Source organism: Pseudomonas sp. Ma2-10 (assembly GCF_054330215.1).
In genome coordinates, this window is sequence record NZ_JBTEYL010000001.1 from 392,731 (window position 1) to 411,138 (window position 18,408).

Here is an 18,408-nt window from a genome sequence, read left to right on the forward strand (position 1 = left end):
AAGGCAGCACTCAAGGATTGACCATGTCCTTTCCTACCACCTGGTATTCCCAAACCTCGCTGCCTCGCGCAGCCAGGCCCGGACTGAGCACTGATGAAACCTGCGACGTCTGCATCATTGGCGCCGGGATCGCGGGCCTTACCGCTGCCCTGGAGCTGACCCGGCGCGGCAAACGCGTGATCATCCTCGAAGCCCAGCAAGTCGCCTGGGGCGCGTCCGGTCGAAATGGCGGTGTGGTCTCGCCGGGATGGGCTGCAGGGTCGGGAGCGATTCGCAAGAAACTGGGATTGGAACAGGCCAGGGCGCTTTTTCAGATGTCGGTCGAGGGTGTGGAGATTGTCCGCCGCAACATCGCCGAACTGGCACTGACTGGCTGCGATCCATCCGCCGGCACGATTCAGGTCAAGCGTTACGACGACAGTGCGAGTGTGAAAAACCACATCGACACGATGCGCCGCGACTTCGGCTATGAACTCAACTACCTCGACACCCCTCAGGTCCGCGAACGGGCCCACACCCTGCGCTATTTCCAAGGCATCGAGGATCCGAAGGCGCTGCACTTCCACCCGCTGAATTATTGCCTGGGGCTGGCCCTCGCCATCGACGCCGCGGGAGGCCGGATTTTCGAACAATCAAAAATGCTGGACTGGCGGCGCGACGGCGCCGACAAAATTGTCCAGACCGCCAACGGCACCGTGTGCTGCCAGGACCTGGTGTTCTGCGCTGGCGGTTACGGCGGCCCGGAGTTGCAAAAACTCAGCCGCGCCTTCCTGCCCATCGCGACCTATGTGGTGCTGACCGAACACTTGGGCGACTCAATCAAAAACGTCCTCGACTCCGGCGCCGCGTTCTCCGACGACCGCCGCGCCTCGGACTATTACCGCGTGGTCGAAGGCGATCGCCTGCTCTGGGGCGGACGCATCACCACCCGCAACGAACAGAACGAAAAGACCCTCGCCACCCTGCTCAAGGCCGACATGGTCTCGGTCTATCCACAACTGGCTCCGGTCAAAATCGAATTAGCCTGGTCCGGACTGATGGGTTACTCCACCAACAAGATGCCCAACCTGGGATTACTGGAACCGGGCGTCTGGGCCTGCACCTCGTTTGGTGGCCATGGCTTGAATACCGGCTCGATTGGCGGCAGGGTCATCGCCGAAGCGGTGTGCGGGGAAAGTGCGCGTTATCAACTGTTTAATCCGTACTTGCTGGACTGGAACGGCGGACCGTTCGGACGGATTGCCGCCAATGCCATCTATCAATCGTTGAAGGTCATGGACTTTGTCCAGGAGCGGTTCCGGGTCTAATCGAAACCGAGGGACTTTTCTGCGAACACAAAAAAAACCGGCCAAGGCCGGTTTTTTCATCGCTAAGCAATCAGAACGAAGCGTTCTGCAGATCGTCGAGGTAGCGCTCGGCGTCCAGTGCCGCCATACAACCGGCGCCGGCCGAGGTGATGGCTTGGCGGTAAACGTGATCAGCCACGTCACCGGCAGCAAAGATACCTTCGAGGCTGGTGGCAGTGGCGTTGCCTTCACGCCCGCCCTGCACCACCAGGTAGCCGTCTTTCAAGGTCAGCTGACCTTCGAACAGCGAAGTGTTCGGGGTGTGGCCGATGGCGATGAACACGCCGTCGACTGTCAGCTCGTCAAAGCTGCCGTCGTTGTTCTTCAGACGGGCACCGGTCACGCCCATGTTGTCACCCAGGACTTCGTCCAGGGTCGCGTTAAGCTTCAGCACGATTTTGCCTTCAGCAACCCGGGCATTCAGCTTGTCGATCAGGATCTTCTCGGCGCGGAAGGTTTCGCGACGGTGGATCAGGGTGACCTTACTGGCGATGTTGGCCAGGTACAGCGCCTCTTCAACAGCGGTGTTGCCACCACCGACCACGGCCACTGGCTTGTTGCGGTAGAAGAAACCGTCGCAGGTCGCGCAGGCCGAAACGCCTTTGCCCATGAACGCTTCTTCCGATGGCAGGCCCAGGTAACGGGCGCTGGCGCCGGTGGCGATGATCAGTGCGTCGCAAGTGTAAGTCGCGCTGTCGCCGGTCAGGGTGTAAGGCTTGGCAGCGAAGTCCACGGCATTGATGTGATCGAAAACGATTTCGGTTTCAAAGCGCTCGGCGTGCTCTTTCATGCGGTCCATCAGCGCCGGACCGGTCAGGCCATGGACGTCGCCAGGCCAGTTATCGACTTCGGTGGTAGTGGTCAGTTGACCGCCGGCTTGCATGCCGGTGATCAGCAGTGGCTTGAGGTTGGCACGGGCGGCATAAACTGCGGCGCTGTAACCGGCAGGGCCGGAACCGAGAATAATCACTCGCGAATGACGGACTTCAGACATGACCTGCTCCTGTTGACCGGGCCGAAACTTCTGGCGCGGAACGCCGGGTTACCGACGGGAATAAAAAAGGACCGTTGAAAGCACTTGGGGAAGGCTTGGGCTCGACAGTCCTGTAAAAAGATTGGGTGCAGCGTATCGAGGAGGCGAAGATTAAGGAAATACGGTTTAACAATCCAGCTCATAGGCGGTCTCTATCCCATCACGATGGATAGATAGGCGCCTTTGTTACAGTTAATGTCGATGCTGCTACCGCGCTTTCGCCTGTCAGGCAAAGCCGGTAAGGTCGGCGCGTTTCCCTTTTGTTCGGAGCACGTTATGCCCGCCCCCGTTCTGTCCGGCCCGCAATACCTGCGCGAAGGCCTCAAGCTGGTCCTGAGCCCAAGCCTGCGCTTGTTCGTATTGTTGCCCCTGGTAATCAACCTGGTGCTGTTCGTCGGATTGATCTACCTGGCCAGCCATCAATTCAGCCTGTGGGTCGATACGTTGATGCCATCCCTGCCCGACTGGCTGAGTTTTCTCAGTTATGTTCTCTGGCCGATGTTCGTGGTGCTGGTGGTGTTGATGGTGTTCTTCACCTTCACCATGCTGGCCAACGTCATCGCCGCGCCATTCAACGGCTTCCTCGCGGAAAAAGTCGAAGTCGTGGTGCGCGGCACCGACGACTTCCCGTCCTTCAACTGGGGCGAACTGATCGACATGATCCCCCGCACCCTGGCCCGGGAAATGCGCAAGCTCGGCTACTTTCTGCCACGCGCCATCGGGTTGTTCATCCTCTCGTTCATTCCGGTGGTAAACATCATCGCTGCGCCTCTGTGGCTGCTGTTCGGGGTGTGGATGATGGCGATCCAATACATCGACTACCCGGCGGACAACCACAAACTGGGCTGGAACGAGATGCTCGCCTGGCTGCGCGAGAAGCGCTGGCAGAGCATGAGTTTCGGCGGCAGTGTCTATCTGGTGCTGTTGATTCCGGTGGTCAACATCCTGATGATGCCGGCCGCCGTGGCGGGTGCAACCCTGTTCTGGGTGCGTGAACGCGGCGCGGAAAACCTGGTAGCCCAGCGCTGACCCGGTCACAAATTCATCATCAACCCGTCACACTGACGACATGGCCTCAGCCGAGACTGAGGTCATGACGACAGCTCTGCATATCACTCTGATCACCGAAACCTTCCCTCCCGAAATCAACGGCGTGGCCAATACCCTCGGCCGCTTGTGCGACGGCTTGCGCGCGCGCGGGCATCAGGTGGAATTGGTGCGACCGCGTCAGGGTTGCGATCAGCAGCTGGGCAGTGACGGTGCGTTGCTGCTGTGTCGGGGCTGGCCGCTGCCGGGTTACCCCGGCTTGCAATGGGGTCAGTCGTCGATGCACAAGCTGCTGCGGCGCTGGAAACGTCATCGACCGGACGTGCTGTATATCGCCACGGAAGGACCGCTGGGATTGTCCGCGTTGCGCGCGGCGCGGCGCTTGGGGATTTCAGTGGTCAGCGGCTTCCACACCAATTTCCAGCAGTACTCCAGTCAGTATGGGCTTGGGCTGCTGACGCGATTGCTGACCCATTACCTGCGCTGGTTTCACAATCGTTCGACGCTGACCCTGGTGCCTAGCGTGAGTCAAAGAATGGAACTGGAGCGCCGGCATTTCGAGCGGCTGGCGTTGCTGTCGCGTGGGGTCGACAGCCAGTTGTTTCACCCGACCAAACGGATTAGCGGCCTGCGTGAGAGCTGGGGGTTGGGCAACGACGACATCGCGCTCATCCACGTAGGACGTCTGGCACCGGAGAAAAATCTGGGTTTGCTCAAACGTTGCTTCGACGCACTGAAAGCCACTTACCCACAGCGCAAAATTCGGTTGATTGTGATCGGTGACGGCCCGCAACGAGTGGCCCTGGAGAAAGCACTGCCCGAGGCGATTTTCTGTGGGGCGCAACGCGGCGAAGCCTTGGCCAGTCACTACGCGTCGGGGGATGTGTTTGTGTTTCCAAGCCTGACCGAGACGTTCGGCAACGTGGTGCTTGAGGCACTGGCTTCGGGTTTGGGTGTGGTGGCCTACGATCAGGCAGCAGCGGCCCAGCACATTCGCCACGGCTACAACGGCGTACTGGCGATGCCGGGGGACGAAGAGGCGTTTTGCGATGCGGCGTGTTGGCTGTTGGAGGAGCGCGAAACCTTGCGCTGCATGCGGCTTAATGCGCGTCAGCATGCGAGTCGCCAGGGCTGGGCAGCAATTATCGAGCAATTTGAGGGGCAGTTGCGCGGGGCTTGTCAGACCCCGCTTGCCTCAAGCATAGAGCCTCAGCTTAAACCAGGGTCATCAACGCCTCACGGCTGAACGGCAGGATGTCTTCTTCACGGCCGTCACGCACCTTCTGCGCCCAGTCCGGGTCCACCAGCAGCGCACGACCTACCGCCACCAGATCGAACTCATCATTGTTCAAACGCTCCAGCAGTTTTTCCAGGCTGGCTGGCTGCGCGATCTTGTCGGTGTTGACCATGAACTGCAGGAACTCGCCATCCAGGCCGACACTGCCCACGGTGATGGTCGGTTTTCCGGTGAGTTTACGGGCCCAGCCGGCCAGGTTCAGCTCGGAACCGTCGAACTCCGGCTCCCAGAAACGGCGCGTCGAGCAGTGGAAAATATCCACGCCAGCGTCGGACAACGGCTTGAGGAATTCGCCCAGCGCTTGCGGTGTTTGCACCAGACGCGCGGTGTAATCCTGCTGCTTCCATTGAGAGAAACGGAAAATAATCGGGAAGCCTTCGCCGACCGCAGCACGTACAGCCTGGATCAGTTCAATGGCGAAACGCGAACGGTTAGCCAGGCTGCCACCGTATTCGTCGGTGCGCTGGTTGCTGCCTTCCCAGAAGAACTGGTCCACGAGGTAGCCGTGGGCACCGTGAATTTCCACGCCGTCCATGCCGATGCTCTGGGCAGCTTTGGCGGCCTGGGCAAATGCAGCGATCACGTCCTGGATATCTTGCTGCGTCATGCCGTGCACCACGACCTGACCGTCCTTCAATTTCTCCGACGGACCGTAACCCGGCACGGCGGCTTCCGGCTCGGTGCCGATGCGGCGCACGCTGCCGACATGCCACAGCTGCGGAACGATCTTGCCACCTTCAGCGTGAACCGCGTCGACCACTTTTTTCCATCCGGCCAGCGCCGCTTCGCCGTAGAAATGCGGCACGTTCGGGTAGCCGTTGGAAGCCTTGTGGCCGACGGTGGTGCCTTCGGTGATGATCAGACCTACACCCGCAGCGGCGCGACGACGGTAGTACTCGATCACTTTGGAATTAGGAACGCCACCCGGCGAAAACGAACGGGTCATTGGCGCCATGACGACGCGGGTCGACAGTTCGAGGGTGCCGAGGTGGAACGGTTTGAACAGGGCTCTGACGGGCATGGGACGCTCCACGAAAACGGTATCGACGGGATAGATATTTTATGACGGCGATAATATGCAGCGCGGCAAGCAATGCACAGCACTATTGATTGTGGTGATTAAGGATCAAAAGGCAGGCATAAAAAATCGCAGCTCAGTGGCTGCGATTTTTTGGGTTCAGCTCAGCGCTTTTTCGATCGCATGAACGACAGACGGATCATCCGGTGCCGTGCGCGGCGAGAATCGCGCCAGCACACGACCATCCTTGCCCAGCAGGAATTTTTCGAAGTTCCAGGTGATGTCACCGGGAAATTCAGCACCCTCGCCCGCCAGCAGACGGTACAGCTGATGACGATCGTGACCGTTGACTTCCAGCTTGCTGGACAACGGAAAACTCACGCCGTAGTTGAGGCTGCAAAATGCCTGGATCTCTTGCTCGGTACCCGGTTCCTGCCCGGCAAACTGGTTGCACGGCAGGCCCAGTACGCTGAAGCCTTTGTCCTTGTATTGCTGGTAGAGGTTTTCCAGCGCCGCGTACTGTGGGGTCAAGCCACATTTGGAGGCGACGTTAACCACCAGCACGACGTGCCCCTTGAAGGGCGCCAAAGGTAGCTCCTGACCATCCAGGCCTGTCAATTTAAGGTCGTGAAAAGCACTCATGACGAACTCCAGATTCCCGTGTTCTTCTCGAAACAGCCACTTGGCGGTGTCACCAGGGACAGCCGCGGACTAAAAAGGCGCCCCTCGGGCGCCTCTCCAGTACTCGAAAGCTTAGCGCAGAAAATCAGTGCTGATGGCCACCTTCGCCATGGACGTGACCATGAGCGATTTCTTCCTGGCTGGCGTCACGAATGTCGATGATCTTGACCTGGAAATTCAGGCGCTGACCGGCCAACGGGTGGTTGCCGTCGACGGTGACATCGTCGCCGTCCAGATCGCGAATGGTGACGATCTGCATCTGACCGTCCGGAGCGGATGCGTGGAACTGCATGCCCACTTCCAGTTCGTCGACGCCTTCGAACATGCTGCGGCTTAACGTGCTGACCAGTTCGGCAGCATATTCGCCGTAGGCATCTTCAGGTTCTACGGCGACAGTCAGTTCGTCACCGACTGCTTTGCCTTCCAGAGCCTTTTCCAGGCCCGGAATAATGTTACCTGCGCCTTGCAGGTAGACCAGCGGCGCGCCGCCGGCGGAACTGTCGATGACCTCACCGGCGTCGTTGGTCAGGGTATAGTCGATGGAGACAGCCTTATTGGCGGCGATCAGCATGGGGCGAGACCTTTTGCATAAGAATGAAGAATGGCCAAGTTTAGCGAAGCAATCGCCCGAAAGCGAACACAACCCGGACAGACGGGTAGCGGCGAAAGGATCGACGGTCACAGGCTTCCATCAGGATGAGGACGGGCACTGGGTGGCCGAGCTTTCCTGCGGCCACACCCAGCACCTGCGTCACCAGCCGCCGTGGCAATCGCGCGCCTGGGTCCTGGACCCCGCGCAACGTATTGAAAAAATAGGCCAGCCCTTTGATTGCGGTTGGTGCGCACAAGGCTCGGTTAGCGATAACCTTGGCGACTGAATTTCGGTAGATCGTCAGTCATAGGCGTTCACCACTGCCATGCACCTCCAGAGAATTCGCATGCAAACTTTTTTTATCGCACCCACCGATTTTGGTGTGGGTCTGACCTCCATCAGCCTTGGGCTGGTGCGTACCCTTGAGCGGGCCGGCCTCAAAGTCGGCTTTTTCAAACCGATTGCCCAGCCGCACCCGGGTGACACCGGGCCTGAACGGTCCACTGAACTGGTGGCGCGTACTCACGGTTTGAAACCGCCTCAGCCGCTCGGTCTGGCGCACGTCGAGCGCATGCTCGGCGACGGTCAACTGGATGAGTTGCTCGAAGAAATCATCACCCTTTATCAGCAGGCGGCCGTCGGCAAGGACGTGCTGATCGTCGAAGGCATGGTCCCGACCCGCAGCGCCAGTTATGCCGCGCGGGTCAATCTGCATTTGGCGAAAAGCCTCGACGCCGAAGTGATCCTGGTCTCGGCACCGGAAAACGAAGTGCTGACCGAACTGTCCGGCCGCGTGGAGTTGCAGGCGCAACTGTTCGGCGGTCCAAAAGACCCGAAAGTCCTTGGCGTGATCCTCAACAAAGTCAAAACCGAGGAGAGCATGGAGGCCTTCGCCTCGCGCTTGAAAGAGCATTCGCCATTACTGCGCAGTGGCGATTTCCGTCTGCTGGGTTGCATCCCGTTCCAGCCGGAATTGAACGCCCCACGCACCCGCGACGTCGCCGACCTGATGGACGCGCAAATTCTCAATGCCGGTGATTACGAGACCCGGCGCATGACCAAAATCATCATCTGCGCCCGTACCATGCGCAACACCGTAGAGCTGCTCAAGCCCGGCGTGTTGGTGGTGACGCCCGGCGATCGCGACGACATCATCCTCGCCGTCAGTCTCGCGGCCATGAATGGGGTGCCGCTGGCCGGCCTGTTGCTGACCAGCGACACCCTGCCCGACCCGCGCATCATGGACCTGTGTCGTGGCGCGTTGCAGGCGGGCCTGCCGGTGTTGTCGGTGAGCACCGGTTCCTACGACACCGCCAACCAGTTGAACGGGTTGAACAAGGAAATCCCGATCGACGACCGCGAACGCGCGGAGATCATCACCGATTTCGTTGCCAGCCACCTGGACGCCAAGTGGCTGCACCAGCGCTGCGGCACGCCACGGGAAATGCGCCTGTCGCCCGCGGTGTTCCGCTATCAATTGATCCAGCGCGCCCAGGCTGCCAACAAACGCATCGTCCTGCCTGAAGGCAGCGAGCCGTTGACCGTGCAAGCCGCGGCGATCTGTCAGGCACGCGGCATTGCCCGTTGTGTCTTGCTGGCGAAACCGGCAGACGTCGAAGCCGTGGCTCGCGCCCAAGGCATCGAGCTGCCGCCGGGGCTGGAAATCCTCGACCCGGACCTGATTCGCGAGCGCTACGTCGAGCCGATGGTCGCCCTGCGCAAAACCAAAAGCCTCAATGCGCCGATGGCTGAACAGCAGTTGGAAGACACCGTGGTGATCGGCACCATGATGCTGGCGCTCGATGAGGTCGACGGATTGGTGTCCGGGGTCATTCACTCCACCGCCAACACCATCCGTCCAGCCTTGCAACTGATCAAGACCGCGCCGGGCTGCACGCTGGTGTCGTCAGTGTTCTTCATGCTCTTCCCCGAGGAAGTGCTGGTCTACGGCGACTGCGTGATGAACCCGCACCCGAGCGCCAGCGAACTGGCAGAGATCGCGCTGCAAAGCGCCGACTCGGCAGCCGCCTTCGGCATCACCCCGCGCGTGGCGATGATCAGCTACTCCAGCGGTGAATCGGCCAGCGGCGAAGAAGTCGAGAAAGTACGCGAAGCGACGTTGCTCGCCCATGAACAACAGCACTCGCTACTGATCGACGGCCCATTGCAATACGACGCCGCCGCCAACGAAACCGTTGCCCGGCAACTGGCGCCGAACAGCCAGGTGGCCGGTCGCGCCACAGTGTTCGTGTTCCCCGACCTGAACACCGGCAACACCACCCACAAAGCCGTGCAGCGCAGCGCCGACTGCGTCAGCCTCGGGCCGATGCTACAAGGACTGCGCAAACCGGTGAACGACCTGCCGCGCGGCGCGCAAGTCGACGACATCGTCTACACCATCGCATTGACCGCGATTCAAGCTGCCAACCGACCTTTGGATCTTTAAATGCTGGATTCCCTACCTGCACCGCTGCGAGGCATCATTGCCTCGCTACTGTTGGCGCTGAACACGATTGCCTGCTGCACTCCCCTGTTCATCGTAGCGATCTTCAAACTGCTATTGCCCTTCCCCGCCGCCCAGCGTTTTACCGATTGGCTGATGAGCCATATCCACGAAGCCTGGATCAGCAACAACAAAGCGTGGATGGACTTGCTCGGACACACGCGCTGGAAACTCAGCGGTCTGGAAGGTCTGGACTATCAGCACTCGTATCTGATCACCAGCAACCACCAGAGCTGGGTCGATATCATGGTGTTGCAATACGTGCTGAACCGGAAGATTCGTCCACTGAAGTTCTTCCTCAAACAGGAACTGATCTGGGTGCCGGTGATTGGTCTGGCGTGGTGGGCGCTCGGTTTTCCGTTCATGAAGCGCTACTCCAAGGCCTACCTGGAGAAGCACCCGGAGAAGAAAGGCAAAGACCTGGAAACCACCCGCAAGACCTGCGACAAGTTCCGCCATAACCCGGTGGGGATTTTCAACTTCGTCGAAGGCACGCGCTACACCGAAGCCAAGCATGCCCAGCAGAAATCGCCGTTCCGTTACTTGCTCAAACCAAAGGCTGGCGGCATTGCGTTTGTGTTGGATGCCATGGGTGAACAGCTGGAAGCCATCGTCAACGTGACCATTCACTATCCGGCCGGCCGGCCCGGTTATTGGGATTTGCTCTGTGGGAACGTGAAGGACGTGGTGGTGCACTTTCAGGAGATGAAGATTCCGCCGCAGTTCATCGGCAAGAACTACGACCAGGATGGCGAGTATCGATTGCAGTTCCAGGGCTGGATCAACCAGTTGTGGCAGGAGAAGGACGCGTTGCTTGCACAGATGCACCACGAACACCCATCTAACTAATCATTCCCAGACACAAAAAACCCGCCGATGATCACTCATCGGCGGGTTCTTTATTAACGGCTAACGCTTAGATCGCGCCACGCTCGCGCAGCAGATCCAGCACTTGCTTGACGCTTTCTTCCAGCGACAGCGACTGGGTATCGACCACAAGGTCGGCGTCCAGCGGCACGTCATACGGAAAGGAATCGCCCGGAATGTTATCCCCGGCCGCCGCGTACAGGCCTTGTGGATCACGCTCGGCGCAGACCGCAGGAGAGGCCTGGACGTAAACCGTCAGCAGACGCTCCTTGCCGATCAGCTCCCTGGCCTGCTCACGACCTTCGGCACTCGGCGCAACGAAGGCTGCCAGCGTCAGCAGACCCGCTTCGTTGAACTGACGCGCAACGTGCGCCGCACGACGCCAGTTTTCGGTACGCCCGGCGCGATCGTGTGGCAAACCTTTGTTCAGGTCGTGACGCAAGTTTTGGCCATCGAGTACAAACACCGCACGGCCCATGTCGAACAACTTGCGCTCAACCGCGTAAGCCAGAGTGCTTTTACCGGCGCCCGACAAGCCGCTGAACAACACAGTGGCCGGTTGCTGGCCGAAGCGTTGCGCGCGTTCTTCGGTAGCGACGTGCGCCAGTTTGCCGTGATGCGTGCTGGTGCCATGGCTCAACGGCTGAGCGATGATCATGCCGGCCGCGACGGTGCCATTGGTCAAACGATCGATGACGATGAACGAACCAGTAGTGCGGTTGCTCGCGTAACCGTCCAGCGCGATGGCTGCGTCGAGGCTGATCTTGACCCGACCGATTTCGTTCAAGTGCAACGAATTGGCCGGACCTTCTTCCAGGGTGTTCACGTCAACACGGTTGACGATGCTGGTGATCGAACCCGGCACGTAGGTCGTGGCGCGCTTGATGTCGTATTTCTTGCCCGGCAGCATCGGTTCTTCGGCCATCCACACCAGCATGGCGTCGAACGCGTCAGTCACTTGCGGCAAATTGTCGGCATGCACCAACAAATCACCGCGAGAGATGTCGATCTCGTCTTCCATGGTCAGCGTCACCGCTTGACCAGGACCGGCGTGCTCCAACTCACCTTCGAAGGTGACAATGGACTTCACGCGACTGCTCTTGCCCGACGGCAGCACAACGACTTCGTCGCCCTTGTGCACGACGCCGCTGGCCAGGGTGCCGGCGAAACCACGGAAGTTCAGGTTCGGACGGTTGACGTACTGCACCGGAAAACGCAGGTCGGTGTAGTTGCGGTCGTTGGCGATCTCGACGGTTTCAAGAATTTCCATCAGCGACTGGCCGGTGTACCACGGCGAGCGCTCGGACTTGTTCACTACGTTGTCGCCCTTGAGCGCCGACATCGGCACGAAGGCCATGGTGCTCGGCTTGAACGCGATGCCTTCGGCGAACTTCAGGTAATCGGCCTTGATCGACTCGAAGATTGTTTCGTCGAAACCGTTGAGGTCCATCTTGTTGATGGCGACAACGATGTGTTTGATGCCGAGCAACGAGGCAATGAAGCTGTGGCGACGGGTTTGGGTCTGCACGCCGTAACGGGCGTCGACCAGGATGATCGCCAGGTCACAGGTGGATGCACCGGTGGCCATGTTGCGGGTGTACTGCTCATGGCCGGGGGTATCGGCGATGATGAATTTGCGCTTGGCGGTGGAGAAATAACGGTAAGCGACATCGATGGTGATGCCCTGCTCCCGCTCGGCCTGCAGGCCGTCGACCAGCAATGCCAGGTCGATGTCATCGCCGGTGGTGCCGACTTTTTTCGAGTCGCGGGTAATGGCTTCCAGGTGATCTTCGTAGATCATTTTGGAGTCGTGCAGCAGGCGCCCGATCAGGGTGCTCTTGCCGTCGTCGACGTTGCCACAGGTCAGAAAGCGCAGCATTTCCTTGCGTTCGTGCTGGCCCAGGTAGGCGAGGATGTCCTCGCTGATCAAATCAGATACGTGCGACATGACAACCCCTTAGAAATAACCCTGACGTTTCTTTTCTTCCATCGAGCCTGCGCCATCGTGATCGATGACCCGGCCCTGGCGTTCGGAAGTTCGCGTCAGGAGCATTTCCTGAATGATGTCGGTCAGGCTGGTGGCCTCAGACTCGACCGCACCGGTCAACGGGTAGTCACCGAGCGTGCGGAAACGGACCTTTTTCTTGACGATGCGCGCCTTGTCTTCATCGCTCAAGTGATTGAGCAGGCGTTCGTCGTCGATCATGATCCAGGTGCCATTCATCTCGATAACGTCGCGCTCGGCGGCGAAATACAGCGGCACGATCGGGATGCCTTCGAGATAGATGTACTGCCAGATGTCCAGTTCGGTCCAGTTCGACAATGGGAACACACGAATGGATTCGCCCTTGTTGACGTTGCCGTTGTAGACGTTCCACAGCTCTGGACGCTGGTTCTTCGGGTCCCAGCGGTGCTTGGTGTCGCGGAAGGAGTACACGCGCTCTTTGGCACGGGACTTCTCTTCATCACGACGGGCACCACCAAAAGCGGCGTCGAAACCGTACTTGTCGAGAGCCTGCTTGAGGCCCTCGGTTTTCATGATGTCGGTGTGTTTGGCGCTACCGTGGGTCAGCGGGTTGATGCCCTGCGCGACGCCATCGGGGTTCACGTGCACGATCAGGTCAAGGCCGAGTTCTTCGACCATGCGATCGCGGAACGCGTACATTTCCTTGAACTTCCACCGGGTGTCGACGTGCATCACCGGGAACGGCAGTTTGCCCGGGAAGAATGCCTTGCGCGCAAGGTGCAGCATCACGGCGGAGTCTTTACCGACGGAGTACAGCATCACCGGGTTATCGAACTCGGCGGCGACCTCGCGGATGATGTGGATGCTTTCGGCCTCCAGCTGTTTCAGATGCGTCAGTTTGTCGACCATGGCTACTCACGAAAACGATCTTATGGACGGCCAGCGGGCCGTGTTCGAGCGGCGATCCTAGCACAGCGACCTCTTCTAATCAGGACGTAAGCTAGATCGAAAGGGTATATGAATATACCCCCTCGTTTGGCCCGTGCAGACCGCGGTGGGAGCGCGCTTGAGGTGTGTTCGGCAGACCCGGTATCAGATGGGGTTCGGGCAATCGATGAAGATGTGCTCAAGAGCGAAACGCCGCGCCAGATAATCCCCGAGTGCCTGCACGCCATAGCGTTCGGTGGCGTGGTGGCCGGCGGCGATGAAGCTGATGTTGTTTTCCCGGGCGCTGTGGAAGGTCTGCTCGGACGCCTCACCGCTGAGGTACAAATCGACGCCAGCGAGCACCGCCTGATCGATGTACCCCTGACCGCCACCGGTGCACCAGCCAACGCGGCGAATCATCTCGCTGCCTTCGATCAGCAACGGCTCGCGGCCCATGACTTCTTGTACGCGACGGGCAAAATCGCGGGCCGTCACCGGCTCGTTCAATGAACCAACCAGGCCGACAACTTTTAGGTTGTCCGGGTCCAGCGGGCCTTCGACAGTAATGTCTAGTTGACGTGCCAGCTGAACGTTATTGCCAACGTCCGGGTGCAGATCCAGCGGCAGATGGTAGGACAACAGGCTGATATCGTGCTTGAGCAGGGTTTTCAACCGACGCTGCTTCATGCCGGTGATGCACGGATTCTCGCCTTTCCAGAAATAACCGTGATGCACCAGCACCAGGTCGGCTCGGGCTTCCACAGCGGCGTCGAGCAACGCCTGGCTGGCGGTGACGCCACTGACGATGCGCATCACTTGTGGCCGGCCTTCGACCTGCAATCCGTTGGGGCAGTAATCGGCAATCCTTGAACTGCTAAGGTAACGGTCAGCTTCTTCGACCAGGGTGCTCAGGGCGACGGCCATAAAAGACTCCTAAATATCCCGCTCAGAGGCACGCTTGGCCTCGTATAATGCGCGACATTATGGGCGGTCTCATACCGCCTGCAACCTCTCAGGACGTGCTTAATGCTTAAAGCGCTGCGTTTTTCCGGCTGGCCGCTGTTGGCTGGCGTGCTTATCGCTCTATTGATAATCCAGCGTTACCCACAGTGGGTCGGGCTCCCGAACCTCGACGTCAACATGCAGCAAGCCCCGCAAACCACCACTATGCAACAGGGTCCGGTGTCCTATGCCGACGCGGTGACCACGGCCGCGCCGTCGGTGGTCAACCTGTACACCACCAAAGTCATCAACAAACCGAACCATCCGCTGTTCGAGGATCCGCAGTTCCGCCGCTTCTTCGGCGACAACTCGCCCAAACAGAAGCGCATGGAGTCGAGCCTCGGCTCCGGCGTGATCATGAGCCCGGAAGGTTACCTGCTGACCAACAACCATGTGACCAGCGGCGCCGACCAGATCGTGGTGGCGCTCAAGGACGGTCGTGAAACCCTGGCCCGAGTGATTGGCAGCGACCCGGAAACCGACCTCGCGGTCCTGAAGATCGACTTGAGGAATCTTCCATCGATCACGGTCGGTCGCTCCGACAACATCCGCATCGGCGACGTGGCCCTGGCCATCGGCAACCCGTTCGGCGTCGGCCAGACCGTGACCATGGGCATCATCAGCGCCACCGGGCGCAATCAGCTGGGCCTGAACAACTACGAAGACTTCATTCAGACCGATGCTGCGATCAACCCCGGCAACTCCGGCGGTGCGCTGGTGGATGCCAACGGCAACCTGACCGGCATCAATACGGCGATCTTCTCCAGGTCCGGCGGTTCGCAGGGCATCGGTTTCGCAATCCCGGTGAAACTGGCCATGGAGGTGATGAAGTCGATCATCGAACACGGCCAGGTGATTCGCGGCTGGCTCGGTATCGAAGTGCAGCCGTTGAGCCAGGAACTGGCGGAATCGTTTGGCCTGTCGGGGCGACCGGGCATTGTGGTCGCGGGGATTTTCCGTGACGGCCCGGCGCAGAAGGCCGGTCTGCAACTGGGTGACGTGATCCTCAGCATCGACGGCGAACCGGCCGGCGATGGTCGTCGTTCGATGAACCAGGTCGCGCGGATCAAACCGACCGACCAGGTCACGATCCTGGTCATGCGCAATGGCAAAGAGCTCAAGCTCACGGCTGAGATCGGCCTGCGACCACCACCGGCACCGGCTAAAGAGAAAGAAGAGAACTGACCCTGGCCCGAGGCGCTCGGGCTAACAGCAGACATTCTCATTAGACATGTTATATTGTTTCAATACGTCGATTGGAACAACATAACATGTCGTCTCGAACAATGGCTTCCGTGGCCAGTCTTGCCCTCGGTCTGCTGGGGGATCCGGTCTTCGCCGAAGAGCCCGGCCCCCTCGAACTGGATGTCACCAGCGTCACCTCCGACTACGAATCGCCCACCGGCCCAGTCAAGGGCTACCGCGCGACACGGTCTTCCAGCGCGACCAAAACCGACACCGCGATCCGCGACATCCCGCAATCCATCAGCGTCATTCCCGTCAGCGTGCTCAACGATCTGGGTAGCAACAGCGTCGAGCGTGCCCTGGACTTTGCCGGTGGAGTGTCCAGGCAGAACAACTTCGGCGGCCTGACGCTTTACGAATACAGCGTGCGCGGCTTCACCACCTCGGAGTTCTACAAGGACGGCTTCAGCGCCAACCGGGGTTACCCAAGCACCCCGGACGTCGCTAACATCGAGCGCATTGAAGTGCTCAAAGGCCCCGCCGCCAGCCTCTATGGACGCGGCGATCCCGGCGGTACGGTGAACATCGTCAGCAAAAAACCCCAGCCCGAAGCCTTCACCACCCTGCAAACCAGCGCCGGCAGTTGGGATCGCTACCGCACCGCCCTCGACGTGAACACGCCGCTCGATGACTACGCCACCGTGCTGTCTCGAATCAATCTGGCCGTCGAAGACAACCACAGCTTTCGCGACCATGTGAACAGCCAACGAGTATTCGTCGCCCCTTCCTTCAACTGGCAACTGAACCCGGACACCAGCCTCTTGGTGGAGAGCGAATTCGTCCGTCACAGCTCCACGTTCGATCGCGGCATCGTCGCGCCGAACAACACATGGAGTGGCGTCTCGCGCTCGACCTTCCTTGGCGAGCCCAACGACGGCAACATCGACAACCACAACAATCTGCTGCAAGCCACACTCGAACATCATCTCAATGACAACTGGAAGCTGCGCCTGGCCAGCCATTACAAGGAAGGCAAACTCTGGGGCTACGCCTCCGAAAACCGCCCGCTGAATACCGACGGCCACACCCTCAAACGACGCTACCGCGAGCGCGATACCAACTGGCACGACAGCATCACCCAACTCGAACTGCGCGGTCTGTTCGACCTCGGCAGTTGGCAGCACGAACTGCTGATTGGCAGCGAGTATGAGAACTTCCGTAAAAACGAACGGGTAACGACCATTGCCGGCGGTCCCTACGCCATCGACATTTATCAACCCGTCTACGACCAGCCGAAACCCAACGGCAAGCGCTCCGGCACTGACCTTTTTGAACACGTCGAAAGCCGCGCGCTGACCCTGCAGGACCAGATTGTCTTCACCGACAAACTGCGCGGCATGCTCGGTGCACGCTTCGAGCACTTCGAGCAAAGCATCGACGATCACAGCCGCGGTGCCACCAGCCGCCAGCGCCACGACGCCCTGACTCAACGGGCCGGCCTGCTTTATCAGTTGACACCCGAAATCGGGCTGTTCGCTAACGCCTCCACCTCGTTCAAACCGAATAATGGTCTGGACGCTGCCGGCAAATCCTTCGACCCGGAAGAAGGCGTCGGTTACGAAGTCGGGATCAAGAGCGAGCTGTTCGACGACCGGTTGAGCTCCACCCTCGCCGCCTTCCATATCGAAAAGGAAAACGTTCTCGCGCTCGACCCGGGCACGGACACCAGCCGCGCCATGGGCAAGGCCCGCAGCCAGGGATTCGACTTGCAAGTCACCGGGCACGTCACCGACGCGGTGCGGCTGATCGGTGCCTTCGCCTACATAGACGCCGAGGTCACCGAGGGTGACAAGGTCATTCCCACCGGCAGCCGAATCCTCGGCGTCGCCAAGCGCAGCGGCAGTCTGCTGGGCGTTTATGAGTTTCAGAATGGCCATTTGCGCGGTTCCGACGTCGGCGCCGCGTTCACTTACGTCGGCGACCGCTCGGGCGAATCCGGCGGCGATTTCGAGTTGCCGGCGTACCACACCGTCGACCTGCTGGCCCACTACAAGGCCAGTGAACACGTCACCGTCGGCCTGAACCTGAACAACCTTTTCGACGAGAAATACGATGAGCGCTCGTACAGCAATTACTGGGTCAACCCCGGTGAGCCGCGCAATTTCGCCGTCAGCCTCACACTCAATCTGTAAAAGGAAATGCCCATGTATCACCTCAAACCCTTGGCATTGCTCGGCCTGCTGTTCGCCACCGAGGTTTCGGCCCATGGCCTCTGGACCGAACAACGTCGCGGCAACATCGAAGTGATTTACGGCCACGGCGCCGAAGATAACGCCTTCAAGGCACAAAAAATCAGCGGCGCCTGGGCCTATGACGTCAACGGCAAAATGATCCCCGTGACCGTCCAACGCCTGGCCGATCACGCCCGTTTGCAGCCGCTGAAGCCGCCCGCCGTGATGGCGGTGGCGCTGGACAACGGCATGTGGTCGCAGACGGCGGATAAAAAATGGATCAACGAAGGACGCAGCAAAGTGCCGGGGGCCATTGAGTCGACGCAGACCTTCAAATACAGCCTGGCGATTTATCAACCAGGAGCGAAGTTGCCGAAGCTTGATCAGATGAAACTGCTGATTCTGCCAGAGGTTGATCCGCTGACGGTCGGACCGGGCAAGTTGCTGCCCGTGCGGGTACTACTGGATGGGAAACCGGCGGCGGGGGTGAAGTTGACTGGCGATTATCGCAGTGCGCCGAATACGTTGAGCACCGAGACGGATGCCGACGGCCGTGCGCAGGTGGTGGTGCGCAATGAAGGGTTGAATGTGATTTCGGCGCAGATGGTGATTGCGCTGAAGGACAACGCGGATGTGGCAACGCGCGGGGTATTCAGCTCACTGACCTTCCTTGGTGAACCGCATCACGAATAACCACAGAACTCTGTGGGAGT

At 59.7% G+C, this 18,408-nt stretch carries 16 protein-coding genes; 9 read left to right on the forward strand and 7 right to left on the reverse strand.

The features are described from left to right. Positions 1-23 precede the first annotated feature (23 nt). Positions 24-1,307, forward strand: a complete 1,284-nt coding sequence (locus tag ACXPVS_RS01730; RefSeq protein ID WP_458508374.1) for an NAD(P)/FAD-dependent oxidoreductase — start codon at positions 24-26, stop codon at positions 1,305-1,307. Between the two features lie 70 nt (positions 1,308-1,377). Here ACXPVS_RS01730 and trxB read toward each other — a convergent pair whose 3' ends face one another. Continuing rightward, positions 1,378-2,340 carry a thioredoxin-disulfide reductase gene (gene trxB, locus ACXPVS_RS01735; protein ID WP_458508375.1) on the reverse strand — a complete coding sequence of 321 codons (963 nt, stop codon included), beginning with the start codon at positions 2,338-2,340 and terminating at the stop codon, positions 1,378-1,380. A gap of 315 nt (positions 2,341-2,655) precedes the next feature. On the opposite strand from trxB, the gene cysZ reads away from it, so the two are divergent. Together cysZ and ACXPVS_RS01745 are read left to right on the forward strand one after the other, a co-directional pair. Further along, entirely contained in the window at positions 2,656-3,408 is a 753-nt protein-coding gene (cysZ, locus tag ACXPVS_RS01740; RefSeq protein WP_458508376.1) for a sulfate transporter CysZ, read from the forward strand. Positions 3,409-3,448: 40 nt separating this feature from the next. Next, the gene (locus tag ACXPVS_RS01745) at positions 3,449-4,672 is read left to right on the forward strand and encodes a glycosyltransferase family 4 protein (RefSeq protein ID WP_458508377.1); all 1,224 of its coding nucleotides are present in this window, start codon (positions 3,449-3,451) and stop codon (positions 4,670-4,672) included. Here ACXPVS_RS01745 and ACXPVS_RS01750 read toward each other — a convergent pair. From ACXPVS_RS01750 to ACXPVS_RS01760, 3 genes are all read right to left on the reverse strand, one after another. Further along, the gene (locus ACXPVS_RS01750; protein ID WP_458508378.1) at positions 4,641-5,744 is read right to left on the reverse strand and encodes an NADH:flavin oxidoreductase; all 1,104 of its coding nucleotides are present in this window, start codon (positions 5,742-5,744) and stop codon (positions 4,641-4,643) included. The genes ACXPVS_RS01745 and ACXPVS_RS01750 overlap by 32 nt on opposite strands. 156 nt (positions 5,745-5,900) lie before the next feature. After that, a complete protein-coding gene (locus ACXPVS_RS01755) occupies positions 5,901-6,383 on the reverse strand; it encodes a glutathione peroxidase (protein WP_458508379.1) in 483 nt (160 codons plus the stop codon). Between the two features lie 124 nt (positions 6,384-6,507). Then, positions 6,508-6,993, reverse strand: coding sequence for an FKBP-type peptidyl-prolyl cis-trans isomerase (locus ACXPVS_RS01760; RefSeq protein ID WP_445179753.1), 486 nt, complete (start codon positions 6,991-6,993; stop codon positions 6,508-6,510). Here ACXPVS_RS01760 and ACXPVS_RS01765 point away from each other — a divergent pair. From ACXPVS_RS01765 to ACXPVS_RS01775, 3 genes are read left to right on the forward strand one after another with little or no spacing between them, the layout of a single operon-like run. Beyond that, positions 6,962-7,300, forward strand: a complete 339-nt coding sequence (locus ACXPVS_RS01765) for a DUF3565 domain-containing protein (protein ID WP_056742973.1) — start codon at positions 6,962-6,964, stop codon at positions 7,298-7,300. The genes ACXPVS_RS01760 and ACXPVS_RS01765 overlap by 32 nt on opposite strands. 60 nt (positions 7,301-7,360) lie before the next feature. Next, entirely contained in the window at positions 7,361-9,460 is a 2,100-nt protein-coding gene (pta, locus tag ACXPVS_RS01770) for a phosphate acetyltransferase (RefSeq protein ID WP_458508380.1), read from the forward strand. Next, on the forward strand, positions 9,461-10,366 hold the full coding sequence (locus ACXPVS_RS01775) for an acyltransferase (protein WP_458508381.1): 906 nt from the start codon (positions 9,461-9,463) through the stop codon (positions 10,364-10,366). A 67-nt stretch (positions 10,367-10,433) separates the two neighbouring features. Here the strand turns inward: ACXPVS_RS01775 and cysN are convergent, their stop codons facing one another. The 3 genes from cysN to ACXPVS_RS01790 form a co-directional block, all read right to left on the reverse strand. Continuing rightward, positions 10,434-12,332, reverse strand: a complete 1,899-nt coding sequence (cysN, locus tag ACXPVS_RS01780) for a sulfate adenylyltransferase subunit CysN (protein WP_458508382.1) — start codon at positions 12,330-12,332, stop codon at positions 10,434-10,436. A gap of 9 nt (positions 12,333-12,341) precedes the next feature. Then, positions 12,342-13,259: a sulfate adenylyltransferase subunit CysD gene (gene cysD / locus ACXPVS_RS01785; protein WP_090175435.1), complete on the reverse strand. Its 918-nt coding sequence runs from the start codon at positions 13,257-13,259 to the stop codon at positions 12,342-12,344. Between the two features lie 183 nt (positions 13,260-13,442). Continuing rightward, positions 13,443-14,201 (reverse strand): Nif3-like dinuclear metal center hexameric protein, encoded by a 759-nt coding sequence (locus ACXPVS_RS01790; RefSeq protein WP_458508383.1) that lies wholly within the window; start codon positions 14,199-14,201, stop codon positions 13,443-13,445. Between the two features lie 102 nt (positions 14,202-14,303). Between ACXPVS_RS01790 and algW the strand changes: the two genes are divergently transcribed. From algW to ACXPVS_RS01805, 3 genes are all read left to right on the forward strand, one after another. After that, positions 14,304-15,464: a Do family serine endopeptidase AlgW gene (gene algW / locus ACXPVS_RS01795; protein WP_458508384.1), complete on the forward strand. Its 1,161-nt coding sequence runs from the start codon at positions 14,304-14,306 to the stop codon at positions 15,462-15,464. A gap of 86 nt (positions 15,465-15,550) precedes the next feature. Next, positions 15,551-17,656 (forward strand): TonB-dependent siderophore receptor, encoded by a 2,106-nt coding sequence (locus tag ACXPVS_RS01800; RefSeq protein WP_458508385.1) that lies wholly within the window; start codon positions 15,551-15,553, stop codon positions 17,654-17,656. Positions 17,657-17,668: 12 nt separating this feature from the next. Then, positions 17,669-18,388: a DUF4198 domain-containing protein gene (locus tag ACXPVS_RS01805; RefSeq protein ID WP_458508386.1), complete on the forward strand. Its 720-nt coding sequence runs from the start codon at positions 17,669-17,671 to the stop codon at positions 18,386-18,388. Positions 18,389-18,408: the final 20 nt, after the last annotated feature.